This window comes from Streptomyces sp. NPDC053069 (assembly GCF_044546895.1).
Lineage (GTDB): Bacteria > Actinomycetota > Actinomycetes > Streptomycetales > Streptomycetaceae > Streptomyces.
Genome location: NZ_JBITZN010000004.1, coordinates 163,999 through 187,598 on the forward strand (window position 1 = coordinate 163,999; position 23,600 = coordinate 187,598).

24 protein-coding genes are annotated in these 23,600 nt (G+C 71.3%); 13 read left to right on the forward strand and 11 right to left on the reverse strand.

Features of this window, described 5'->3' with window-relative positions:
- The first annotated feature begins 219 nt into the window (after positions 1 to 219).
- Positions 220 to 2,409 (forward strand): SpoIIE family protein phosphatase, encoded by a 2,190-nt coding sequence (locus ACIGXP_RS10600; protein WP_399766491.1) that lies wholly within the window; start codon positions 220 to 222, stop codon positions 2,407 to 2,409.
- On the opposite strand, the gene ACIGXP_RS10605 is transcribed toward ACIGXP_RS10600, so the two are convergent.
- The 4 genes from ACIGXP_RS10605 to ACIGXP_RS10620 form a co-directional block, all read right to left on the reverse strand.
- Positions 2,307 to 3,425, reverse strand: a complete 1,119-nt coding sequence (locus ACIGXP_RS10605; RefSeq protein ID WP_399766494.1) for an AI-2E family transporter — start codon at positions 3,423 to 3,425, stop codon at positions 2,307 to 2,309. The genes ACIGXP_RS10600 and ACIGXP_RS10605 overlap by 103 nt on opposite strands.
- A gap of 198 nt (positions 3,426 to 3,623) precedes the next feature.
- Positions 3,624 to 3,977 (reverse strand): hypothetical protein, encoded by a 354-nt coding sequence (locus tag ACIGXP_RS10610; RefSeq protein ID WP_399766496.1) that lies wholly within the window; start codon positions 3,975 to 3,977, stop codon positions 3,624 to 3,626.
- Between the two features lie 245 nt (positions 3,978 to 4,222).
- Positions 4,223 to 5,194 (reverse strand): pirin family protein, encoded by a 972-nt coding sequence (locus ACIGXP_RS10615; protein ID WP_363219262.1) that lies wholly within the window; start codon positions 5,192 to 5,194, stop codon positions 4,223 to 4,225.
- A gap of 132 nt (positions 5,195 to 5,326) precedes the next feature.
- Positions 5,327 to 5,791 (reverse strand): SseB family protein, encoded by a 465-nt coding sequence (locus ACIGXP_RS10620; RefSeq protein ID WP_031172737.1) that lies wholly within the window; start codon positions 5,789 to 5,791, stop codon positions 5,327 to 5,329.
- A gap of 125 nt (positions 5,792 to 5,916) precedes the next feature.
- On the opposite strand from ACIGXP_RS10620, the gene ACIGXP_RS10625 reads away from it, so the two are divergent.
- From ACIGXP_RS10625 to ACIGXP_RS10640, 4 genes are all read left to right on the forward strand, one after another.
- A complete protein-coding gene (locus ACIGXP_RS10625; protein ID WP_399766500.1) occupies positions 5,917 to 6,675 on the forward strand; it encodes an alpha/beta fold hydrolase in 759 nt (252 codons plus the stop codon).
- A gap of 132 nt (positions 6,676 to 6,807) precedes the next feature.
- Positions 6,808 to 8,634 (forward strand): acyl-CoA dehydrogenase, encoded by a 1,827-nt coding sequence (locus ACIGXP_RS10630; RefSeq protein WP_363219260.1) that lies wholly within the window; start codon positions 6,808 to 6,810, stop codon positions 8,632 to 8,634.
- A 126-nt stretch (positions 8,635 to 8,760) separates the two neighbouring features.
- Positions 8,761 to 10,059, forward strand: coding sequence for a M18 family aminopeptidase (locus tag ACIGXP_RS10635; protein ID WP_363219259.1), 1,299 nt, complete (start codon positions 8,761 to 8,763; stop codon positions 10,057 to 10,059).
- A gap of 66 nt (positions 10,060 to 10,125) precedes the next feature.
- On the forward strand, positions 10,126 to 10,380 hold the full coding sequence (locus ACIGXP_RS10640; RefSeq protein WP_363219258.1) for a DUF6458 family protein: 255 nt from the start codon (positions 10,126 to 10,128) through the stop codon (positions 10,378 to 10,380).
- Positions 10,381 to 10,485: 105 nt separating this feature from the next.
- Here the strand turns inward: ACIGXP_RS10640 and ACIGXP_RS10645 are convergent, their stop codons facing one another.
- A complete protein-coding gene (locus ACIGXP_RS10645) occupies positions 10,486 to 10,872 on the reverse strand; it encodes a cupin domain-containing protein (RefSeq protein ID WP_399766505.1) in 387 nt (128 codons plus the stop codon).
- A 52-nt stretch (positions 10,873 to 10,924) separates the two neighbouring features.
- Here ACIGXP_RS10645 and ACIGXP_RS10650 point away from each other — a divergent pair, with 52 nt between their 5' ends.
- The gene (locus tag ACIGXP_RS10650) at positions 10,925 to 11,893 is read left to right on the forward strand and encodes a helix-turn-helix domain-containing protein (protein ID WP_363219256.1); all 969 of its coding nucleotides are present in this window, start codon (positions 10,925 to 10,927) and stop codon (positions 11,891 to 11,893) included.
- A gap of 31 nt (positions 11,894 to 11,924) precedes the next feature.
- On the forward strand, positions 11,925 to 12,419 hold the full coding sequence (locus ACIGXP_RS10655) for an LURP-one-related family protein (protein WP_363219255.1): 495 nt from the start codon (positions 11,925 to 11,927) through the stop codon (positions 12,417 to 12,419).
- Between the two features lie 35 nt (positions 12,420 to 12,454).
- Here ACIGXP_RS10655 and ACIGXP_RS10660 read toward each other — a convergent pair whose 3' ends face one another.
- The gene (locus ACIGXP_RS10660) at positions 12,455 to 13,273 is read right to left on the reverse strand and encodes a carbon-nitrogen family hydrolase (protein ID WP_399766509.1); all 819 of its coding nucleotides are present in this window, start codon (positions 13,271 to 13,273) and stop codon (positions 12,455 to 12,457) included.
- Between the two features lie 182 nt (positions 13,274 to 13,455).
- Here ACIGXP_RS10660 and ACIGXP_RS10665 point away from each other — a divergent pair, with 182 nt between their 5' ends.
- Positions 13,456 to 14,280: a maleylpyruvate isomerase family mycothiol-dependent enzyme gene (locus ACIGXP_RS10665; RefSeq protein WP_363219253.1), complete on the forward strand. Its 825-nt coding sequence runs from the start codon at positions 13,456 to 13,458 to the stop codon at positions 14,278 to 14,280.
- Positions 14,281 to 14,307: 27 nt separating this feature from the next.
- Here ACIGXP_RS10665 and ACIGXP_RS10670 read toward each other — a convergent pair whose 3' ends face one another.
- Both ACIGXP_RS10670 and ACIGXP_RS10675 read right to left on the reverse strand, forming a co-directional pair.
- Entirely contained in the window at positions 14,308 to 15,615 is a 1,308-nt protein-coding gene (locus tag ACIGXP_RS10670) for an MFS transporter (protein WP_363219252.1), read from the reverse strand.
- A complete protein-coding gene (locus ACIGXP_RS10675; RefSeq protein ID WP_399766514.1) occupies positions 15,612 to 16,286 on the reverse strand; it encodes a GntR family transcriptional regulator in 675 nt (224 codons plus the stop codon). Before ACIGXP_RS10675 ends, ACIGXP_RS10670 begins: the two co-directional genes overlap by 4 nt.
- A gap of 189 nt (positions 16,287 to 16,475) precedes the next feature.
- Here ACIGXP_RS10675 and ACIGXP_RS10680 point away from each other — a divergent pair, with 189 nt between their 5' ends.
- The 5 genes from ACIGXP_RS10680 (at position 16,476) to ACIGXP_RS10700 (ending at position 19,934) form a co-directional block, all read left to right on the forward strand.
- Entirely contained in the window at positions 16,476 to 17,387 is a 912-nt protein-coding gene (locus tag ACIGXP_RS10680; protein WP_399766517.1) for a D-alanyl-D-alanine carboxypeptidase family protein, read from the forward strand.
- A gap of 97 nt (positions 17,388 to 17,484) precedes the next feature.
- A complete protein-coding gene (locus ACIGXP_RS10685; protein ID WP_363215855.1) occupies positions 17,485 to 17,835 on the forward strand; it encodes a GntR family transcriptional regulator in 351 nt (116 codons plus the stop codon).
- Entirely contained in the window at positions 17,832 to 18,833 is a 1,002-nt protein-coding gene (locus tag ACIGXP_RS10690; RefSeq protein ID WP_399766521.1) for a DUF1648 domain-containing protein, read from the forward strand. The genes ACIGXP_RS10685 and ACIGXP_RS10690 overlap by 4 nt, the downstream gene beginning before the upstream one ends.
- A 130-nt stretch (positions 18,834 to 18,963) precedes the next feature.
- Positions 18,964 to 19,482: an RNA polymerase sigma factor gene (locus ACIGXP_RS10695; RefSeq protein ID WP_399766524.1), complete on the forward strand. Its 519-nt coding sequence runs from the start codon at positions 18,964 to 18,966 to the stop codon at positions 19,480 to 19,482.
- Positions 19,479 to 19,934 (forward strand): hypothetical protein, encoded by a 456-nt coding sequence (locus ACIGXP_RS10700; protein ID WP_399766527.1) that lies wholly within the window; start codon positions 19,479 to 19,481, stop codon positions 19,932 to 19,934. Before ACIGXP_RS10695 ends, ACIGXP_RS10700 begins: the two co-directional genes overlap by 4 nt.
- Here ACIGXP_RS10700 and ACIGXP_RS10705 read toward each other — a convergent pair.
- The 3 genes from ACIGXP_RS10705 to murJ form a co-directional block, all read right to left on the reverse strand.
- The gene (locus ACIGXP_RS10705; protein WP_399766529.1) at positions 19,931 to 20,848 is read right to left on the reverse strand and encodes an alpha/beta fold hydrolase; all 918 of its coding nucleotides are present in this window, start codon (positions 20,846 to 20,848) and stop codon (positions 19,931 to 19,933) included. The genes ACIGXP_RS10700 and ACIGXP_RS10705 overlap by 4 nt on opposite strands.
- Positions 20,849 to 20,947: 99 nt before the next feature.
- Complete coding sequence (locus ACIGXP_RS10710; RefSeq protein WP_399766531.1) at positions 20,948 to 21,766, reverse strand: hypothetical protein; 819 nt, start codon at positions 21,764 to 21,766, stop codon at positions 20,948 to 20,950.
- A gap of 171 nt (positions 21,767 to 21,937) precedes the next feature.
- Complete coding sequence (gene murJ / locus ACIGXP_RS10715) at positions 21,938 to 23,587, reverse strand: murein biosynthesis integral membrane protein MurJ (protein WP_399766534.1); 1,650 nt, start codon at positions 23,585 to 23,587, stop codon at positions 21,938 to 21,940.
- Between the last annotated feature and the right edge of the window lie 13 nt (positions 23,588 to 23,600).

A 23,600-nucleotide genomic window follows, 5' to 3' on the forward strand; every position in this document is an offset into this window, starting at 1 on the left:
TTCGTGTGTGAGGTCTGCGGGGCGTGCTCTCCCCCGCGAGAACGGGCACGGGGCCCGGACCCATCAAGGGTACCGGGCACCCCAAGATCGGCTCCCCACCATTACCGTCCGCCACCCGGCGGCGGCTCCCGGACTTAGGCGGCACCTCCAACCGTGACGCCCGCCGATCGGGCCTTCTTACAGTGGCACCCCTCGATCAGATCTCCCTAAAGTAGGGCAATGCGCACTGGCGAGCCTCTCCCGTCCGTCGGGGATGTCCTCGCCGCCCTCGCGACCGGGCTGTGGCAGTGGGACACGGCCGCCGGACTGGTCACCGTCGACGCGGAGGCGGCGCGGCTGCTCGGACTGCCCGCGGAGGCGACCACCCTCACCGAGGCCCAGACCCGGGCGCGACTGCACCCGGAGGACTGGAACGAGATCACCGGCGTGGTCCCGCTGGCGGTCGACGAGGGCACGCTCGCGGAAGTGCGCATCCGGATCATGGACGAGCAGGGGAACATCCTGCGGGTCGTCCGCAGCCGGTCGAAACCCTCCTTCGATGCCGAGCGGCGGGCGTACGAGCTGATCGGCACCCTCCAGGAGGTCACCGAGCCGACCCCGGGCACGGCGGCGGCCCGCAGCGCGGTCACCGGGGACTGGCGGCGCTCACGCGAGGCATTTCTGCTGGACGCGGGCCGGGCGCTGGCGGAGGCGCGGTCCACGGCGGAGGTGCTGCGGGTGGTCGGCGGCCTGTCGATGCCGGGCTTCTCGCCGGACGGGCTCGTGGTGTTCGGGGCGGAGGGCGACCGGCTGACGATCATCGGCCAGCACGGGCACCAGCCCGGCGACATGGGCCCCTTCTCGCATATGGCGCTGACCACCGACTATCCGGCGGCCCAGGTCGTCCGGACCGGCCGCGCGGTGTATCTGTCCTCGCCCGAGGAGTACAAGGAGCGCTACCCGGCGACCTGGCCGCTCGCCCAGCCCTTCGGCCGTCGCTCCTGGGCCTTCCTCCCGCTGACGGTGGCCGGACGCACGATGGGCGCCTGGATGGCGGCCTTCGCCTATCCGGTGGCGTTCACACCCGACGAACGCGCGGTTCTGACGACGGTGGCCCGGATGCTCGCCCAGGCGCTGTCCCGGGCCGGCGCCGAGGAGTCCGAGCGGGAGCTGACGGAGGGCCTGCAGCGCTCCATGCTGCCCTCGCTCGGCCCGGAGATCCCCGGGATGCAGGTGGCCGCCCGGTACATCCCGACCGGCGGCGGACTCCAGGTCGGCGGCGACTGGTACGACCTGATCCCGCTGCCCTCGGGCCGCTTCGCGCTGGCCATGGGCGACGTCCAGGGCCATGACGTACGGGCCGCGGGTCTCATGGGCCAGCTGCGCATCGCCCTGCGGGCCTACGCCTCCGAGGGCCACCGCCCGGACGCCGTGCTCTCCCGGGCGTCCCGGTTCCTGCACGGCATCACGCACGACGACCACCAGATGGCCGACCTGCGCTTCGCGACCTGCGTGTACGTGGAGGCCGACCCGGCGAGCGGGACGCTGGAGATCGCCCGTGCCGGGCATCCGCATCCGGCGATCCGGATGGCCGACGGCACGGTGATGATGCGGCCGACGGCGGGCGGACTGCCGCTGGGCATCGACCCGGACGCGGACTATCCGACGACCCGGTTCACCCTGGAGCCGGGCGAGACGCTGATGCTCTGCACCGACGGTCTGATCGAGACCGGTGGGCACGACATGGAGAGCGGCTGGCGCCGGCTGCGCACGATCATGGAGGACCACCGGGGGGCCGACGGGCCCGAGCTGGAATCGCTGGCCGACGCTCTGGTGCAGGGCGTGCACGGGCCGTCCTCGCACCACACCACCGGCCCCCTGGCCGACCGCCGCGAGGACGACATCGCGCTGGTGCTGCTGAGCCGGCCGCTCAAGGAGACGGCACGGCCCGCGGTCCGGCGCACGCTGCTGTCGGTGGCGCAGGACGAGCCGGACCGGATCGCCGAGGCCCGCCGGCACCTGCGTGAGCTGCTGCACGACTGGGCCGGCGCGGACCAGGTCGACTCGGCGGTGCTGCTGGTCTCGGAGATGGTCACCAACGTTCTCGTCCACACCGACGCCGACGCGCTGCTGCTCGCCGAGGTGACCGGCGATGCGGCTGCGCGGCGGCTGCGGGTGCAGGTCACCGACGCGGGCGACGACCTGCCGCACAAGCGCCGGCCCGGCGAGCTGGCCTCCTCCGGGCGCGGCCTGATGCTGATCGAACTCCTCGCGGACGCCTGGGGCGTGGACCCGCGGGGCGAGGGCAAGAGCATCTGGTTCGAGCTCTACGAGTCGGCGGAGGCGTCGGGGGACGTGTCGGCGGACGGCTCGGGTGAGGCGCCGGAGGACGACGGGCCGGAGGACGACGTGTCGGAGGGTGCCGCGTAACGCGTCCGCAGCTCCTGTACGACCCCGAAGGCGGCCGCGGTCAGCGGGACCGCGAGCAGCATCCCGAGGATCCCCGCGACGGACGCCCCGGCAGTGATCGCGAGCATCACCACGGCCGGATGCATCTGCACGGTCCGGCTCTGGATGACCGGCTGCAGCACATGTCCCTCCAGCACCTGCACGGCGAGGACGACACCGAGCACCCACAACGCGATGACGAACCCGCGGTCGGCGAGGGCGACCAGGACGGCGACCGCACCGGAGATGAAGGCACCGAGGTAGGGGATGTAGGCGCCGACGAACACCAGCGCGCCCAGCCCGAGCGCGCCGGGCACCTGGAGGATCAGCAGGCCGACGGTGATGCACAGGGCGTCGATGAGCGCGATGACGGTCGTACCGCGCATGAAGCCCTCCACCGCCTCGAAGGCGCGCCGGGCCATGGCCTCCAGCGTGTCGGCCGTGCCGCCGGGCGCGACGGACCGGAGGGTGACGACGGCGCGGTGGGAGTCGCGCAGGAAGAAAAAGACGAGCAGCAGGGCGAGCACGGCCATCGCGATGCTCTCGCCGACGACGCTGACCCCGCTGATGACGTTGGACGCGGCCGTGCCGCCGAACCTGCGCAGCAGCGTGCGCGCGTTGACGGCGAGGTCGTCGAGCCCGGTACCGGCGGCCCCGAAGCGCTGCGAGACACCCTTGGCGGCGTTCCTGAGCGAGTCGATGATCTGGTCGCCGGTGTCGATGAGCGCGGCGACGACGATGTACACGGCACCGCCGACGACGGCCACCACGGCGACACAGGTGAGCCCGGCCGCCACCGACGCCTGCACCCCGGCCCGCACGAGCCGCCGGTACAGCGGGCCGAGCAGCGCGGTCCCGAGCAGGGCGAGCAGCACCGGTGTGACGGCCGTACGGAACTCCCCGCACAACCGCACCGCCACCCAGACGACCCCGGCGACGAGCAGCAGCACGGCACACCAGGCGGCGAGACGGCGCACGGGATCGGGCAACAGCGGCACGCCTCCAGCGGACCACGGCCGCCGGCCGGTGTCCTGCGGCACGGTCCGGGCGGGTGAGGCGGACGGCACCGGTGTCCCACACGTCCGAGCCGTCGGCCGACGTCGAGGTGCCGGACCGGCGGACCCAACGACGTGAGCGGCCGCCTCTTTTGGGGCGGCCGCTCACGTGGTGGCTGGCCGGGTGCTGCGGGAGCGTTCTCAGCCGAGGAGACCACCGAGGAGACCCTGGAGGAGGCAACCGAGGCCGAGGAGACCGCAGTTGTTGCCGTTCCCGTTCCCGTTCCCGTTGCCATTGCCGTTGTCGTTGCCGGTACCGGTGTCCGTGGCAGTGCCGGTGTCGCTGCTCGTGGCGGTTCCGGTGTCGCTGCTCGTGGCGGTACTGGTGTCGGTGCTCGTGGCGGTTCCGGTGTCGTCGTCGGCAAGGATCGTGACCGACGTGCTCTGCGGGGCGAGGCCCGTCCGGGCCTGGGCGGGGGCGGCCAGCGCGACCCCGCCGACGGTGAGGAGGACGCTTGCCGCGGTGCACGCCAGGGCGCTGCGGATGCTGCTCATATGTGACTCCTGAACTGGGGTGTGTGTGCGTGGTGTCGGCCACCAGGCGCGACCACTCGTGCGCGCTGTGGAACGAGGCGCGCAGTTGCGACGCTAGGGGCCCGCTCGGCGCAACGCCTTCCGGAACTAGCCCATCCGGGTCGGCGCGCCTCCTTGCGCTGCGCGCGGAAAAGCTCCCGCCGCGCACACGAAAGAGCCCCGTCCGGACATCCGGACGGGGCTTCCTCTCAGCCGGCCGGCGTGGCCTACAGCCCGCCCTCGGTCATGCCGTGCACCGCCGGGACGGTGCCAAGGCGGCCCTTCTGGAAGTCCTCGAAGGCCTGCATCAGCTCGTCCCTGGTGTTCATGACGAACGGACCGTAGTGCGCCATCGGCTCACGGATCGGCTGTCCGCCGAGGAGGACCACCTCCAGGTCGGGCGTGTGGGAGTCCTGCTTCTCGTCGGCCCGCACCGTCAGCGACGAGCCCGTACCGAACACGGCCGTCTGCCCCATGTGCACCGGCCGACGGTCCGCGCCCACGGATCCCCGCCCGGCAAGGACGTACGCGAGGGCGTTGAAGTCCTCCCGCCACGGCAACGTGATCTCCGCACCGGGTGCGAGCGTCGCGTGGATCATCGTGATCGGCGTGTGCGTGATACCGGGACCGGCGTGGCCGTCCAGCTCACCGGCGATGACCCGCAGCAGCGCGCCGCCGTCCGGGGAGGTGAGCAGCTGGACGTTGCCACCGCGGATGTCCTGGTAGCGCGGCGGCATCATCTTGTCCTTGGCCGGCAGGTTCACCCACAGCTGGAGGCCGTGGAAGAGACCGCCGGACATGACCAGGTGCTCCGGCGGCGCCTCGATGTGCAGAAGCCCCGAGCCGGCCGTCATCCACTGGGTGTCCCCATTGGTGATGGTGCCGCCGCCGCCGTTGGAGTCCTGGTGGTCGAAGACTCCGTCGATGATGTAGGTGACGGTCTCGAAGCCGCGGTGCGGGTGCCAGGGGGTGCCCTTGGGCTCGCCCGGCGCGTACTCCACCTCGCCCATCTGGTCCATCATGATGAACGGGTCGAGGTAGCGGTAATTGATCCCGGCGAACGCCCGGCGCACCGGGAAGCCCTCGCCCTCGAAGCCGCTCGGAGCGGTCGTGACGGCCAGCACCGGACGCGCCACCGCATCGGCGGGAGCGGTCACGCGGGGCAGCGTCAACGGGTTCTCGACGGTCACTGCAGGCATGGTCGGTACCTCCTTGTGCGCCAACTTTAGTTGAGCATTGAACTTTCTGCCACCCAGAACAGAGAAAGCCCGGAGGGAATTCCCTCCGGGCTCACGCTCACGAGTACCGGTCAGCCGACTTCGCGGCGGCGTCTAGCCGTACATCCGGCGCATCGCGAAGTCGACCATCTGCTCGACCGCCTTCGCGTCGAACACCATCCGGTGCTCGCCCTCCATGTCCAGGACGAAGCCGTAGCCGGTGGGGAGCAGGTCGATCACCTCGGCGCCCGTGATCACGAAGTACTTGGACTCCTTGCCCGCATACCGGCGCAGCTCCTTGAGCGAGGTGAACATCGGGATCACCGGCTGCTGGGTGTTGTGCAGGGCGAGGAAGCCGGGGGTGTCGCCGCGCGGGCAGTACACCTTCGACGTCGCGAAGATCTGCTGGAAGTCCTCGGCGGACATCTGCCCGGTGGTGAAGGCGCGCACCGCGTCCGCGAGGGAGGGCGGGGACGGCTCGGGATACAGCGGCGGCTGCTGCCCGTAGCCGCCGGCCATCGGCTGCTGGGGTGCGGCGTACTGCTGCTGAGCACCGACGTTCTGGTCGTAGCCGTACATGGGCGCAAGCGTACCGAGCGGGAGCGGCGGCGCGACGTCCGGGGAAAATTATGTAGCGCTCGTTAGATAATCCTTGCTACGGTTTCTCTATCGATCGCTACATATAGTGACCACGGGGGTCTCCCATGCACGGCAGCACGTCCCGCCCCGCCCTGCTCCTCGCGCACGGCGCCGGCGGATCCCTGGAGCGCAACTACGGCCCGGTGATGCACCGGCTGACCGCGCGGCACACGGTGATCGGCGCCGACTATCCGGGCGCGGGCAGCACCCCGCGCGCCACCCGACCGCTCGAACTGGACACGCTGGCCGACCAGTTGATGTCCGCGGCCGACGCGCAGGGCGTCGAGCGGTTCACCGTGTCCGGCTTCTCACTGGGCGGCCCGGTGGCGATACGGCTGGCCGCCCGGCATCCGGAGCGGGTGACGGGGCTCGTCCTGACCGCGCCCTTCGCCCGTGCCGACGCGCAGGTACGGCTCACCGCGCGCGTGTGGCGGGCGCTCGCCGAGTCGGGGGATCCGGACACGCTCGGCCGGTTCCTGCTCGCCCACGCCCTGAGCCCGGCCGCGCTGGAGGCGATGGACCCGCAGGAGCTGGAGAGCGCGGCGAAGGAGACGGGCAGCGGAGTTCCGGAGGGCACCCCGGAGCATGTGGAGCTGGTGGAGCGGCTGGACGTGACCGCGGACCTGGCCCGGATCACCGCACCCACGCTGGTCGTCTCACCGGTCGACGACCACCTGGTCCCGCCCCGGCTGCACCGGGCGGTGGCGGCGGGCATCCCGGGGGCCCGGCTGGTGGAGATACCGGGCGGCCACCTGCCTTTCGCCGAGCACCCGGACCGGTGGGCGGCGCTGCTCACGGCCCCGTTCCCGGGAAGCGAGGAATAGACCCTTCTCACACTTGCACCGGCAGGGGTTGCTTCTTATTACCGACGGGTAGCATCATCGGAGCTACTTGTTGGTACGTGAACTAGGTGCGAGGAGTCAGTGCCTCGCCGATCTCTCTACGGAGCCGTCGCCATGGGGCACTACAAGTCGAATCTCCGCGACATCGAGTTCAACCTCTTCGAAGTACTGGGGCGCGACAAGGTGTACGGCACCGGCCCGTTCGAGGAGATGGACGTCGACACCGCCAAGAGCGTCCTGGAGGAGCTGACCCGCCTCTCCGAGAACGAGCTGGCCGAGTCCTTCGCCGACGCCGACCGCAACCCGCCGGTCTTCGACCCGGAGACCAACACCGCGCCGGTCCCGGCGTCCTTCAAGAAGAGCTACCAGGCCTTCATGGACTCGGAGTACTGGCGCCTCGGCCTGCCCGAGGAGATCGGCGGCACCACCTCGCCGCGCTCCCTGATCTGGGCCTACGCCGAGCTGATCCTGGGCGCCAACCCGGCCGTGTGGATGTACTCCTCGGGCCCGGCGTTCGCCGGCATCCTCTTCGAGGAGGGCAACGAGGTCCAGAAGCACATAGCGAAGATCGCCGTGGAGAAGCAGTGGGGCTCCACGATGGTGCTCACCGAGCCCGACGCGGGCTCCGACGTGGGCGCCGGCCGTACCAAGGCGATCCAGCAGGAGGACGGCTCCTGGCACATCGAGGGCGTGAAGCGCTTCATCACCTCCGGTGAGCACGACATGTCCGAGAACATCCTCCACTACGTGCTCGCGCGGCCGGAAGGTGCCGGTCCGGGCACCAAGGGGCTCTCCCTCTTCCTCGTCCCGAAGTACAACTTCGACTTCGAGACCGGCGAGCTGGGCGAGCGCAACGGCGTCTACGCCACCAACGTCGAGCACAAGATGGGCCTGAAGGCCTCCAACACCTGCGAAATGACCTTCGGCGACAAGCACCCCGCCAAGGGCTGGCTCATCGGTGACAAGCACGACGGCATCCGCCAGATGTTCCGCATCATCGAGTTCGCCCGCATGATGGTCGGCACGAAGGCGATCTCCACACTCTCCACCGGCTACCTGAACGCGCTGGAGTACGCCAAGGAGCGCGTCCAGGGCCCGGACCTCGCGCAGTTCATGGACAAGACCGCGCCCAAGGTCACCATCACCCACCACCCGGACGTGCGCCGCTCGCTGATCACGCAGAAGGCGTACGCCGAGGGCATGCGGGCCCTGGTGCTGTACACCGCCTCGATCCAGGACACGATCCAGGTCAAGGAGGCCGCCGGTGAGGACGCCTCCGCCGAGCACGCGCTGAACGACCTGCTGCTGCCCATCGTCAAGGGCTACGGCTCCGAGAAGGGCTACGAACAGCTCGCCCAGTCGCTGCAGACCTTCGGCGGCTCCGGCTTCCTGCAGGAGTACCCGATCGAGCAGTACATCCGGGACTCCAAGATCGACACCCTGTACGAGGGCACCACCGCGATCCAGGGCCAGGACTTCTTCTTCCGGAAGATCGTCCGCAACCAGGGCGCCGCGCTGAACTCCCTCGCCGAGGACATCAAGAAGTTCCTGGCCCTGGGCACCGGCGGCGAGGAGCTGGCCGGCGCCCGTGAGCACCTGGCCAAGGCGGCCGTGGAGCTGGAGGCGATCGTCGGCCTGATGCTGACCGACCTCGCCGCCACCGAGCAGGACACCAAGAACATCTACAAGGTGGGCCTGAACACCACCCGTCTGCTCATGGCCTCCGGTGACGTCGTCGTCGGCTACCTGCTGCTGAAGGGTGCCGCGATCGCCGCGGAGAAGCTGGCCACGGCCTCCGCCAAGGACCAGGCGTTCTACACCGGCAAGATCGCCGCGGCGAAGTTCTTCGCGGCGAACGTCCTGCCGGGTGTCACGCTGGCCCGCAAGGTCGCCTCGGGTGTCGAGCTGGACCTGATGGAGCTCGACGAGGCCGCGTTCTAGCAGACGTCCCCACGGACACGTCCCGGATACGCCGCGGCAGGCCGCCGCGGCCACGTCCCTGTAGATACTGTGCGGGCCCGCTCTCTTTCCGGGAGCGGGCCCGCGCACGTCGTTAAGGTGAATCCCATGAGCGCAGCAGCCCGCTTCGACCGCGGCCACACCGACGACCTGATGTCCTTCCTGGCGGCCGGCCCGTCGCCGTACCACGCGGTGGCCAATGCCGCCGAACGGCTGGAGAAGGCAGGCTTCCGGCAGGTCGCGGAGACGGACGCCTGGGACGCGTCGAGCGGCGGCAAGTACGTGCTGCGCGGCGGCGCGATCGTCGCCTGGTACGTCCCCGAGGGCGCCGAGGCGCACACCCCCTTCCACATCATCGGTGCGCACACCGACTCCCCGAACCTGAGGATCAAGCCGCGCCCGGACAGCGGGGCGCACGGCTGGCGTCAGGTCGCCGTCGAGATCTACGGCGGCCCGCTGATGAACTCCTGGCTGGACCGCGACCTGGGCCTGGCCGGCCGGCTCAGCCTGCGCGACGGCTCCACGGTCCTGGTCAACGTGGACCGTCCGCTGCTGCGGGTGCCGCAGCTCGCCATCCACCTGGACCGTTCGGTCAGCACCGAGGGGCTCAAGCTCGACAAGCAGCGTCATCTGCAGCCGGTGTGGGGCCTCGGCGACGACGTCCGGGACGGCGATCTGATCGACTTCCTGGAGCAGGAGGCAGGGCTCGCGGCCGGCTCGGTCACCGGCTGGGACCTGATGACACACCCGGTGGAGGCTCCGGCCTACCTCGGCCGGGACCGGGAGCTGGTCGCCGGCCCGCGCATGGACAACCTGCTGTCGGTGCACGCGGGCACCGCCGCGCTGGCCGCCGTCGCGACCTCCGGAGCACCGCTCACCCGTATCCCCGTGCTGGCCGCCTTCGACCACGAGGAGAACGGCTCCCAGTCGGACACCGGCGCCGACGGCCCGCTGCTCGGATCCGTGCTGGAACGCTCGGTGTTCGCGCGCGGCGGCTCGTACGAGGACCGGGCCCGCGCCTTCGCCGGCACGGTGTGCCTGTCCTCCGACACGGGTCACGCCGTCCACCCCAACTACGCGGAACGGCACGACCCGACGCACCACCCGCGGGTCAACGGCGGTCCGATCCTCAAGGTCAACGTCAACAACCGTTACGCCACGGACGGTTCGGGCCGCGCCGTCTTCGCCGCCGCCTGCGAGAAGGCGAACGTGCCGTTCCAGAGCTTCGTCTCCAACAACTCCATGCCGTGCGGCACGACGATCGGCCCCATCACCGCGGCCCGCCACGGCATCCGCACGGTCGACATCGGCGTGGCGATCCTCTCGATGCACAGCGTGCGCGAACTGTGCGGCGCGGACGACCCGTTCCTGCTCGCGAACGCCCTGGTGGCCTTCCTGGAGGGCTAGCCGCGACGGCTCCGGGTACCCGGACGGCACCGGAGATTCCGGAACCGAAAGGGGAGGCGACTTCTCATGGGGCTCGGAGGATGCATCATCCTCATCGCCGTCGGGGCCATCCTCACGTTCGCGACCGACTGGCACATGCACGGCGTCAACCTCACGGTCGTCGGCCTGATCCTGATGGCCGTGGGGCTCATCGGCGTGGCGACCTTCAGCGGCATCGCACGGCGCCGCCGGGTGGTGATGCCACCGACACCGGTGGTGGAGGAGGAACCCCACCGTCACCACCACCACGTCGACGGCTACAGCGACGGCTACGGCGTCTGACGCGGGCGCCCGATCACAGGACTGCGCCCGCCTCCTGCTCGTCCGTCCCGCCAGGACGAGCGGCAGGCGGGTCGAGGGGCCGTGTCCGGTGTCCGGCGCCTGCCCTCAGGACAGCGCGTGGCCGGTGGTCGCGTCCACGTGGTCCGGCACGTCCTCGTGCCGGTCGCCGACCGTCAGGGTGCCGCTCGGCTCAAGGACGAGGATCGAGGTGGGCATGCGCGCGTACGGCTTGTGCTCGGTCCCGCGCGGGACGGTGAAGACCGAGCCCCTGGGCAGGACGACCGTGCGCTCTCCGGCCGGTTCGCGCAGGCCGATGTGCAGTTCGCCGTCGAGGACCAGGAAGAACTCGTCGGTGTGGTCGTGGACGTGCCAGAGGTGTTCGCCCTCCACCTTCGCCACGCGCACGTCGTAGTCGTTGACGGTGGTGACGATGCGGGGGCTCCACTGCTCGGTGAAGGAGGCGAGGGCCTGGTCGAGAGAGATCGGTTCCATGGGTTCATCGTGCGGCTGGCCGGGGCCGTCGTACGAGTGCTAGGAATCGCATATGCCGCAAGGATCCTCTCACCGCATCGTGCTGGTGGTCGACGAGAACTCCAACCCGTTCGAGATGAGCTGCGCCATCGAGGTGTTCGGGCTGCGGCGGCCCGAACTGGGCCGTGACCTGTACGACTTCCGGCTGTGCGCCGCCGAGCCCGAGACCCGGATGCGGGACGGTCTCTTCACGCTCACCGGGGTCGCCGGCCTGGAGGCCGCGGAGGACGCCGACACACTGATCGTGCCGAACCGGCCCGACGCCGAGGTCCCGCGCGCGGAGCGCGTCCTGGATGTCGTGCGCCGGGCGCACGCGCGTGGCGCCCGGCTCGTCGGCTTCTGCTCGGGCGCGTTCACCCTCGCCGAGGCGGGCCTGCTGGACGGGCGCCGGGCGGCCTGCCACTGGATGTGGGCCGAGGCCTTCCGCAACCGCTTCCCCCGGGTGCGCCTGGAGCCGGACGTGCTCTTCGTGGACGACGGCGACATCCTGACCGCCTCCGGCAGCGCCTCGGCGCTCGACCTGGGACTGCACCTCGTACGCCGCGACCACGGCGCGGAGATCGCCAACCATGTCTCCCGGCGCCTCGTCTTCGCCGCCCACCGGGACGGCGGTCAGCGGCAGTTCGTGGAGCGTCCGGTGCCCGACGTGCCCGACGCGTCGCTCGGCCCGCTGCTGGCCTGGGCGCAGGAACGGCTGGGCGAGCCGCTGACGGTGGCGGACCTCGCCGCCCGCGCGGCCGTCAGCCCCGCCACCCTGCACCGCCGCTTCCGCGCCCAGCTGGGTACGACTCCGCTGGCCTGGCTCACCGGGGAGCGGGTCGCGCTGGCCTGCCGGCTGATCGAGCGCGGCGAGGAGCGCCTGGATGTCGTCGCGGCCCGCAGCGGCCTGGGCACGGCGGCCAATCTGCGGGCCCGGCTGCGCCGGGAGACGGGGCTGAGCCCATCGGGCTACCGCAGGCGTTTCGGGCCGGCGGGACCGTGATGACCGACGCGCGGCGGGGAACGGTCACCGCATGAGACTCCTCGTACGCGACCGGCTCCTCGGCATCGGCGACGACTACTGGATCGAGGACGAGCACGGCCGGAAGGTGTTCCTCGTCGACGGCAAGGCCATGCGGCTGCGGGACACCTTCGAGCTGAAGGACGCGCAGGGCCGGGTCCTGGTCGACATCCACCAGAAGATGTTCGCGCTGCGCGACACCATGGTGATCGAGCGGGACGGCGAGGGCCTGGCCACCATCAGGCGCAAACGGCTGTCCCTGTTGCGCAACCACTACCGGGTGTCTCTGGCCGACGGCACGGAGCTGGACGTCAGCGGCAAGATCCTCGACCACGAGTTCGCCATCGAGTACGACGGTGAACTCCTCGCGGTGATCTCCCGCCGCCGGCTGCACCTGCGCGACACCTACGGCGTCGACATCGTGCGCGAGGACGCCGATCCGGCGCTGCTCATCGCGGTGGCGGTGTGCGTGATCCACCTGGCGCAGAAGGAGCGGGAGGACGACTGAGCGGCCCTCACCGGCGCGCCCTCACCGGATCACCCTCACCGGCGTGGCGGCTCCAGGCCGAGCACCCGGTCCTTCAGCGCGGGGAACTGCTCGCGCGTGGCCGCCACCCTCGCCGGGTCGAAGTCGACGGTGAGGACCTCCTCGTCCGGGCCCGCCTCGGCCAGCACCTCGCCCCAGGGATCCACCACGATCGAGTGACCGGCCTGGGGAACTCCCGCATGCGTCCCGGCCGTTCCACACGCGAGCACGAACGCCTGGTTCTCGACCGCCCGTGCCTGAGCCAGCAGCGTCCAGTGCGCGCGCCGCCGCTCGGGCCAGCCCGCCGGGATCACCAGGGTCTCGGCGCCGGCGTCGACGAGTGAGCGGAAGAGTTCGGGGAAACGGAGGTCGTAACAGGTGGCCACGCCGAGCGTGGTCCCGGGCAGCCGGACCGTCACCAGGTCCCGCCCGGCACCCATCAACACGGCCTCGCCCTTGTCGAAACCGAAGCGATGAATCTTGCGGTAGGCGGCAGCCGGTTCACCGGACGGGGAGAAGATGAGAGAGGTGTTGTAGAGCGTCCCGTCGTCCGCGGCGGAGCCGCTGTCGGACGCTGCGCGCTCGGGGATGGAGCCGGCGTGCAGCCACACGCCCGCGTCGCTCGCCGCCTTGGCCATGACCTCGTACGTCGGCCCTTGGAGCGGCTCGGCCGCACGGCTGAACTGCTCGTAGGCGAAGGCACCGGTGGTCCACAGCTCGGGCAGGACCACGAGGTCGGCCCCGGCCTGCTCCCGCACCAGCGCGGCCGCCCGCTGCCGCCGGGAGTCGACCGATTCGCCCTCGTTCACGGCGATCTGGATCAGCGAGGCGCGCACACTACCACCGTCCTGGCATTCGAGTCGTCCACACAGGCCTACGATCGTCACACGAAAGCACTGCCGGGGTGCCTGCAGGCAGCGTAACTTAGCCTCCCAGACGCCCGCCGAAGTGCAGCCGCCGCCCGCTGGCACCGCCGCCGCAACCTGCCCGTGTACCGACCGCCGAGGGGTCCCGTTCCGTGAGTCTGCATCCCACCCTCCAGCCCTACGCCGACGCCTGGACCCACTCCATCGACGCGATATCCGAGATGGTCCAGTCGCTCGTGGAAGGCGAGTGGAACCGGCGGACCCCGTGCCCCGGCTGGTCGGTGCGGGACATCGTGTCCCATGTGATCGGCCTGGACTGCGAGATGCTCGGCGACCCGCGCCCGATCCACTCGCTCCCCCGTGACCTCTTCCACGTCACCACCGAGCACCAGCGGTACATGGAGATGCAGGTCGACGTCCGCCGCCACCACACGGCGCCGGAGATGACGGCCGAGCTGGAGTACACGGTCATCCGCCGCAACCGCCAGCTGCGAGGCGAGTCCCGCGACCCCGGCACCAAGGTACGCGGCCCGCTGGGCTCGGAGATCACCCTGGAACAGGCCTACCGCGCCCGCGCATTCGACGTGTGGGTGCACGAGCAGGACCTGCGCACGGCCCTCGGCCGGCCGGGCAACCTGGATTCGCCGGGCGCGTACGTCGTGCGGGACGTGCTGCTGGAGGCGCTGCCCAGGGTCGTCGCGAAGGACGCGGACGCGCCGCGCAGCTCGGCGATCGTGTTCGACGTGCACGGCCCGGTGGAGTTCCTGCGCACGATCCGCGTCGACATCCAGGGCCGCGGCACCCTGGAAACCGCCCCGGCCCTCGGCCCCGCCGCCACCCTCACCCTCGACTGGGAGACCTACGTCCGCCTCGCCTGCGGCCGCGTCACGCCGGAGGCGGTGGCGGACCGGGTGAAGACGGAGGGCGACCAGGACGTGGCAGCGGCAATCCTGCGCAACTTCGCGGTGACGCCGTAGTCCTGCGCAGCCACCGGCACCAGGTGCTCATGCGGGAACGTGGACCGTCTCCACCCGGCTGGCCACCAGCCGCTCCCGCTCCCGCCGGGCCGCCCGCCCCCGCAACCGCAGGATCTGGGACACCCCCAGTGCCTGCAGCACGAACACGGCACTGAACGCCACGGCGTAGTCGTCCCCCGTGGCGTCCAGCAGCACCCCGACCGCGAGCAGCGTCGTCATCGAGGCGACGAATCCGCCCATGTTGGTGATGCCGGACGCCGTGCCCTGTCGCTCGGGCGGGTTGGCGGGCCGCGCGAAGTCGAAGCCGATCATGGAGGCCGGTCCGCAGGCACCCAGCACCGTGCACAGCGTGACCAGCAGCCACATGGGCGCGTGCTCGCCGGGATACAGCAGCGTCGTCGCCCACAGCAGCGCGGTCGTCCCGACCGTGCCCAGCGCCAGCGGCAGCCGCGCCGCGTGGTGCCGGGCGACGATCTGGCCGTAGACGAGGCCGACCGCCATGTTGGACAGCACGATCAGGGTGAGCAGCTCACCGGCCGTGGTGCGGCTGAGCCCCTGTGCCTGGACCAGGAACGGCAGGCCCCACAGCAGCAGGAACACCATCGCCGGGAACTGGGTGGTGAAGTGCACCCACAGCCCGAGGCGCGTGCCGGGCTCCCGCCAGGCCGCGGCGATCTGCCGGCGGACATAGGCCGCGCCCTGGTGCGGCGACGGCTCTGGCTCGTGCCCGTCGGGGTGGTCCTTCAGGAACAGCAGGGTCAGCACGAGGACCACGGCCCCGGCGAACGCGCTGCCCGCGAACGCCGGGGTCCAGCCGATGCCGTGCAGCAGCCGGGCGAGGACCAGGGTGGAGACCAGGTTGCCCGCCATGCCGATCAGCCCGGCGAGCTGCGCGACCAGCGGCCCGCGCCGGGCCGGGAACCAGCGGCTGCCGAGCCGCAGCACGCTGATGAAGGTCATCGCGTCACCGCAGCCCAGCAGGGCGCGGGAGGCGAGGGCGGTGCCGTAGGAGGGCGAGAAGGCGAAGCCCAGCTGCCCGGCGGTGAAGAGGACCGCCCCGATGCTCAGCACCTTCTTGGTGCCGAGCCGGTCGACCAGCAGGCCGACGGGTATCTGCATGCCGGCGTAGACCAGCAGCTGGAGGATGGAGAACGTCGACAGGGCGGAGGCGCTCACCTGGAAGCGGTCGGCCGCGTCGAGGCCGGCCACGCCCAGCGAGGTACGGAAGATGACGGCGACGAAGTAGACAGCCACGCCTATGGACCACATGGTGACGGCGCGCCGGCCACCCGGAGGATCACCCGGAAGAGTGGCGTTCCCGGACGGACTGCTCATCGCACCTCGCCCCGGGCGAGGTGCGAGAACCAGCTCACATGCCGGTGCACGACGTCGACGGCCGCCTCCGCGTCCCCGGCACGCAGCGCGTCCAGGATCTCCTCGTGCTCGGCGAGCGTCTTGGCGATCCGGTCGGGGTGGGAGTGCATGACGGCGACGCCCATCCGCAGCTGCCGGTCGCGCAGCTGGTCGTAGAGCCGGGACAGGATCGCGTTGCCGCCGCTGCGCACGATCTCGGCGTGGAAGCAGCGGTCGGTCACCGCGGCCGCGGCCAGGTCACCGGCGGCGGCCTGCGTCTTCTGCAGCTCCAGCAGCTCGGTCAGCCGCTCCAGCAGACCGGGCGGGGCGGGCACGGCCTTGCGGGCGGCGTGCTCCTCGACCAGCTGGCGGGTCTCCACCACGTCGGCGATCTCCTGCGCCGAGACGGGCAGCACCAGGGCGCCCTTCTTCGGGTACAGCCGGATCAGGCCCTCGACCTCCAGCCGCAGCAGCGCCTCCCGCACGGGTGTGCGCGAGACCCCGACGGCCTCGGCCAGCTCACCCTCGGTGAGCAGGGTCCCGCCCTCGTAGCGACGGTCGAGGACGCCCTGTTTGACGTGGGCGTACACACGGTCGGCGGCGGGCGGCGGCTTGTCGTGCCGGCGTGCGGGCTGCTGTACGGCCGTCTTCATGCCCACAGGATAGATACAACACGTACGCATACGGCAGCGGCGTCCAGCATCCGGACGTGACACACATGACCCTCAGCGACGGCACAACTTTCTGTGCTACTTACGTGTCTCACATGTGCGGCCCCCTTGCCCCCGCACCTCAACTCGGCCGCACTCCAGGGGCATTCACGACAATCGGGGTATTCCACTTTGATTACCGGCATTAAGGGCACACGCCGTACGCGTCTCCACAGAGCCGCCGCCGTCGCCGTCACCTCCGGCGCACTGCTGGCGACCGGTGCCCTCACCGCGGCGCCCGCTCAGGCCGTCACGACGCCCTCGATCGTGGCCAAGGGCGGCTACGTGATGAACGACGCGAACCACTCGACGCTGTTCAACAAGAACATGGACACGCCGCTCTCCACCGGCTCCACGACCAAGATCATGACCGCCAAGGTCGTGCTCGCGCAGCCGAACCTGAACCTCGACAAAAAGGTGGTGATCCAGAAGGCGTACAGCGACTACGTCGTCAAGAACAACGCCTCGCAGGCGCACCTGATCGTCGGCGACAAGGTCACCGTCCGCCAGCTGCTCTACGGCCTGATGCTGCCGTCCGGCTGCGACGCCGCCTACGCGCTCGCCGACACCTACGGCTCGGGCTCCACCCGTACCGCGCGCGTGAACAACTTCATCGGCAAGATGAACGCCGCCGCGAAGAGCCTGAACCTGAAGCACACCCACTTCGATTCCTTCGACGGCATCGGCAACGGCAACAACTACTCCTCGCCGCGCGACCTGACGCTGATCGCCAGCAGCGCGATGAAGAACGCGACGTTCCGCACGGTCGTCAAGACGAAGGCGTACACCGCCAGGACCGTCACCAAGTCGGGCGGCACCCGCACCATGCAGACGTGGACGAACACCAACACGCTGCTCTCCAGCTACAGCGGTGCCATCGGCGTGAAGACCGGCTCCGGCCCGGAGGCCCAGTACTGCCTGGTCTTCGCCGCGACCCGGAACGGCAGGACGCTCATCGGCACGGTCCTGGCCTCCAGCTCCAAGCCGCAGCGCGCGGCGGACGCCACGAAGCTCCTCAACTACGGCTTCGCCAGGCTGGGCTGACACCCACCAGGCACTGACGGGCCCGTCGCGCGAGCGGCGGGCCCGTTGTGCTGCCCGGATGCACGATGAAACCGATGGTGCTAGTCTCATTGGCACCATGCTGCTGCGTCTGGACAAGACCGACACCCGCCCCCTGCACGAGCAGGTCGCGGCGGCGATCCGGCGGGCCGTCGCCGAGGGCGAGTGCCGCGCCGGCGACCGGCTGCCCTCGGCCCGCGATCTCTCCACGGCACTGGACATCAACGTCAACACCGTCCTGCGCGGCCTGCGCGAACTGCGCGACGAAGGCCTGCTGGAGTTCCGCCGGGGCCGGGGGATCACCGTGGCCGAGGGAGCCGACCGGCGGTCCGGACTGCAGATCAGGGTGCGGGAGCTGGTCGCGGAGGCATCCCGGCTCGGCTACAGCCGCACCGACCTCATCGAGATGATCCGGGGGGCGACGACATGACGGACGGGGACGGCGACATGACGGACGGGGACGGTCCCGAAGGCGGCCGGAGCCGCGCCACCCGCTGGGGGACCGCGGGGTGCGTGGCGGCCGTCGCCGCACTGCTCGCGGGCCTGCCCTGGGCCGCGCACGACCGGCTGCCCGACCGGCTGGCGACCCACTGGAGCGGCGGCAGCGCCCCCGACGGCTCGTCGCCGCTGTGGGCCGTCTCCCTGTTCCCGGCAGGCCTCTGGCTGCTGATCGCCCTGGGGGTGAGCGTGCGCCGGCGCCGCTCCCGGCCGGCCGTACGCCCCTGGCGGGCGATCGCACTGGCGCCCACGGCGACGTCGCTCGTCGGCGCGCAGGCGTCCCTCGTCCGCGCGAACCTCGACCGCGCCGACTGGCACGAGGCCCGGGAGCCGGCCCTGGACATCGTGCTGATCCTCGCGGGGATGGCGGTCGCCGGCGTGCTGGCCTGGCGATGGAGCACCCGGCCGGGCACCGCGTCGGCCCCCGGCACCCCCGGACTGAACCTGCCGGAGGGCGAGCGGCTGGTGTGGTTCTCCCGCGCGGCCAACCACTGGCTGCAACTGCTGGCCGCGCTGGCCGGCCTCGTCGCCGCCGGCGCCCTGGTGGCCCTGGCCGTCGGTCCGGCCGACCCCACCGCACTGTGGCCGGTGTGCGGATGCTGCTGCGTCGCCGCCCTCGCCTGCGCCGCGTTCTCCTCGGTCCAGGCGAAGGTGTCGGAAGCGGGCCTGGAGGTGTCGTTCGGACCGCTCGGCTGGCCCGTCCGCCGCTGGTCCCCGGCCGCCATCGAGTCCGCCCGGTCCGAACACCGGTTGCCGTCCCAGGTCGGCGGCTGGGGCTACCGCCTCAGCGGCCTCGGCACGACGGTGATGCTCCGCGCCGGCGACTGTCTCGTCATACGCCCCCGGGGCCGTCGTACGGACTTCGCGGTGAGCGTGGACGACGCGGAACGCGGCGCGGCCCTGCTGAACGCACTGCGACAGCGGACCTGAGCCGGGCATGGACATCCCGGGGATGCAGGGGAGCCAAGGGAGCGAGGACAGTTCGGGGACTTCGGGGGCCGGGAGGACTCCTTCGGGGACTCGGGGGACTCCAGGGAGTCCGGGGGAGGGCGGCCGGGCGGTGCCCTGGGACACGGCGGCGCCGCTGGTCCGGGCCGCGCAGAACGGGGACGCCCTGGCGATGGACGAACTGCTCGCGCTGGTGACGCCGTACGTGACCCGGCTCTGCCGCCCGATCGCCCCGCACGACGTGGCCGACGCCGTACAGGAGTCCCTGCTGGCGGTCTTCAAGGGCCTGCGCACACTCCGCGATCCCCAGGCGTTCTACGGCTGGGTGCGGACGGCCACCGTGCGCGAAGCGGTACGGGTCGCCCGCCGCACCCCGGCCGAGGAACCGGCCGACCCCACCGACCTGGCCCGTCTCGGCGGACTGCGTGCGGACACCGACGGGGAGTTGCCGGCGGATGTGCGGGACGTACTGGCCCGGCTCCCCGTCCGGCACCGCGCGGTCCTGGTGCTGCGCGAACTGGAGGGCCTGGACGAGGCCACCGTCGCCGGTCTGCTCGGCATCCCGCAGGGCACCGTGAAGTCCCGGCTGAGCCGGGCTCGTTCCTCGTTCCGGAAGGCGTGGTCGCGATGAATTCCTCCGATCCGGTGCTGCGACTGCGAGTACTGGCCGCCGGGCTGCACGCCGGCCTGTATGCCGAGGAGCATCTGGCGCTGCCCTACGACCGGGTGTGGACGGTGGTCGCGGACCTGGAGGCGGAACTGCCCCACCTCGTGCCGTTCCTGCGCGAGTTCCGCGTGCCGCCCGGCGACGCCGACCGCAAACGGGCGCTGGCAGTGGGCCGTTCCGGACTGACGGAGTCCTTCGAGGTCCGGCTGTCTCCCGGCTGGTGCCTGATGCAGTCCCGCCTGATCGTCGGCGGCATGGCGGCCGTCCCCGAGGCGGGCGGCACCCGCTTCGCCGTCCTCGGCGCCACCCGCCCCACCGCCCTGCGTCCCGCACAGTGGATCTACGACCGCCTGCTCGGCGAACGGCGCGGACGGGCGTTCACCCGCCGGGTCGCCGAGCGGGCGGTGCTCCGCTAGATCTCCTGGGCGAAGGGGGTGAATGGCGCGAAGGGGGCGAGCATTTCGCGGATGGCCTCCGCGACCTGCTCCGGCCGCTCCTGCGGCAGATGGTGCCCGGCCCCCGGCACCAGCCGTACGCGCATCTCGTCGGCGTACGGTTCGGCACCCGCCAGCATCGACGGCACGACCACGTTGTCCCGCTCCCCGCCGAGCAGGAGCGTCGGCACGGTCAGCCGCTGCCGCCGCGCGGCACCCCGCACCAACGCCGGTATCTCGCGCAGGACGTACTGCCAGAACATCGACTGACCGGCGACGGCGCTCTGCGAGGTCGCAGCGGCGTACTCGGCGAGCTCCGCCTCCGTCCACGCGGTCGCCGGGTCGGCGACCTGGTGACGCAGCAGGAAGCGGGTGAAGCCGGGCCAGTGCCGCAGCACGGCCCGCCCGAGCACCGGGTACTCGACGAACGCGGTGAACCACAGCCGCCACAGGTTGGGCAGGACGGCGCGATGCCGGGGCCAGGGGTGCGACATGTTGAGCGCGACATACCCGGTGAACCGCTCGGGCGCGCGCAGGCACAGCCGGAACCCGAGGTACGCTCCCCAGTCGTGCCCGACCAGCCCGACCCGCTCCAGCCCGAGCACGTCGAGCAGCGCGAGGGCGTCGTCCGCCAGGCCGTCCATGTCGTAACCGCGCCGTGTGCTCTCCGACCAGCCGAAGCCGCGCAGGTCCGGGCAGAGCAGCCGGTACCCGTCGGGCAGGTGTCCGGCGACCTTGTGCCAGGCGTACCAGTGCTGGGGGAAGCCGTGCAGCATCAGCAGCGGGGTGCCGGTGCCGCCGTACTCGGCGAGGTGCAGTCGGGTGCCGCGGACGGTCGGCCAACGGTGCTCGGCACGCTCGTCGTTGGGCAGCGGTCGTTCGGTGTGCGGTGCCATCCGTGACCCCTCTCGGGCCGGTGCGGTCCCCCGTCGGGCCCGCGTCGCCGGGTCAGGAGTCGGCGTCAGCGCGAAAGGTTCCCTCCCTTCTGTTTCTTGTCATCTCTCGGCATCGCCCCGAGCAGCGAGCTGATCGTAGGTCTTGAAGGTGTACGAGGCGTCGTACGACAGCAGGTTGCCTTCGGTGGCCGGCAGGCCGAGACGTCGGTTGAGGGGGCCGGTGAGGGGTCCGCAGCGTTCGGCCGCCGGGGCGGTGAAGGTGTCGTCGTAGGCCGAGAACTCGATCACCGGAGGGTCCTGGGAAACCCACTTGGAGGGGCCGGAGCGCTTCAGTTGGAAGTCGACGGGCTCGCCCGCGCCGATCGTGCAGCCGTGCGGCACCAGCGGGCCGAGGAGGCGGAAGCGGAGACTGAACTGCCCGGTGTAGAAGTCGGACCGGCCGCCGTACTCCGGCTGTATCGCCAGTGCCAGGACGGCCGCGCGATCGCCCGCCGGCGTGCCGGTCAGTCCCCCCGGTACGGCGGTGGGGGAGCTGTGCATCGCGCCCCACACCTGGCCCTTGCTGCCGTCCGGCATCGGTCCCTCGGCGTGTGTCATGGTGATCGGGGCGAGGCTCACCGTCGTCCTTCCGACCGTCAACCGCGGGGCGGCCGTGTGCACTTCGCATCTCCACCGGCTCGGGTCGACGCCGTCGGGCAGTGCCGGGCAGTCGCTGAAGTCGGTCGCGGAGGCGACGCTGACGCGAGGCGCCGCGTAGGCGACACCCGGTGCGCACACCGCCGCCGTACCGGCGAGGACGGCGGCACCCGCGAGGGCGGCGACACGGCGGGCGGAGGAGGAGGAGGGGGAGCGGGAGGCGACGGAGGAGGAGCGGGCGGAGGAAGGGTAACCAGGGTGGGCGGCAGCGGATTTCGTCATGTCACCAGCGTGCCGCCGTGGCCACTCCCCCACCATCGGTGACGTCCCCGAGACCACCCGGACCCATCCCTGATACGACGTCAGGGCCGGGCCGCCCGGGCCGGCCCGTCAGGAGCGGACCGTCAGGGCGCGCCTGTCCGGGCCGGACAGTCCGGGCCCAGGAGCCCCATCTCAGCGGAACCCAGGAATCCGCCGGAGCTCACCGATCTTCAGTGCTTTGCCCACCACCACATAGAAGAGACCGAGTGCGAGCGAGCCGGCGACGGTCCGCAGAGCGGCCCCCGACGTGCCGTCCCCCAGCACACCGGCGCAGCCCCGCGCCGCCGCCCAGCCCGCCGCCGCGGCAACGCCACCGGCGCACAGCAGCTTGGCGTAGGTGCCGCGCAGGGTGCCGTCGTCGAGCCGGCCGCCGGTGCGGCGGGCCAGCAGACGGGCGGTGAGGAGCAGTCCGGCGACGTAGGAGACGGTGTAGGCACCGGCCATGCCGGTGACCGCCCACCGCACCGGCAGCAGCAGATGGCAGGCGGTGGCGAGCGCGATGTTCACCACCTGGGTCCATACGGCCATGAAGAACGGCGTCCGGGTGTCCTCGAAGGCGTAGAAGCCGCGCAGCAGCAGGTACTGCGCGGAGAACGGGATCAGCCCGAGCCCGAAGGCCTGCAGCATGTGCCCCAGGGGCTGGGCGGTGGCGGCGTCGGCGGCGCCGTGGGCGAAGAGGAGGACGGCGATGTCCGGCCCGAGCGCGGTGAACAGGAAGGCGGCCGGGACGATCACGACCCCGCTGACCCGCAGCGCCCGCGACAGATCGGTACGCAGATCGGCGATCCGCCCCTCGGCGGCCGCCTTGCTCATGCGCGGCAGCAGCGCCGTGACCAGGGAGACGGTGACGATGGACTGGGGCAGCATCCAGATCGTCTGCGCGGTGCTGTACGCCGTGTAGCCGACGCCCGCTTTGGGTAGTTCAGTGTCGGCGGCAGTGGCGTAGTTGGTGACGACGGTGAGTCCGACCAGGTTGGTCAGCACGAACAGCAGCGTCCATTTGGCGGCGTGGACCCCGGAGCCGAGTCCCGCACCGCGCCAGTCGAAGCGCGGCCGGAAGCGGAAGCCCGCGGCGCGGGCGAAGGGGACGAGGGCGAGGGCCTGTACGGCGATTCCGAGGGTCGTACCGATACCGAGCCAACGGACCTGGGCGTCGGTGACGTCGGCGACGGAACGGGGGACGGTCATCATTCCCAGGTAGACCCCGAACATCGTCACGAGCACGACATTGTTGAGCACGGGCGTCCACATCATGGCGCCGAACTTCTCGCGGGCGTTCAGCACCTGGCCGAGGATGGCGAACAGGCCGTAGAAGAAGATCTGCGGAAGCAGGAACCGCGCGAAGACGACGGTCAGCCGGAACGCCTCGTGCTCCTTGGGCGTATCCCTTATGTACAGGCTCACGATCTCCGGTGCCGCCCACACGGCGAGCACCGTCCCGACGGCCAGCACGCTGACGACAAGGGTCACGAGCCGTTGCTCGTACGCCCGCCCGCCATCGGCCTGCGTGGCCCGGGCCCGCACCAGCTGCGGCACCAGCACGGCGTTCAGCGCACCGCCGATCAGCAGGGTGTAGAGGCTGGTCGGCACGGTGTTGGCGGTGTTGTACGTGGTGGCCAGCAGCCCCGTCCCGAGCGCGGCCCCCTGCAACACCTGCCGGATCAGCCCACTGGCCCGCGAGACGACGGTACCGCCGGCCATGAGCACAGAAGCCCGCCCGACGCCCGCTTCCGCCTTGGGCTTGGCATGCCGGGCTGCTGTGGTCTTCTCCCCCGTTACCATGCCGTAAATCTAC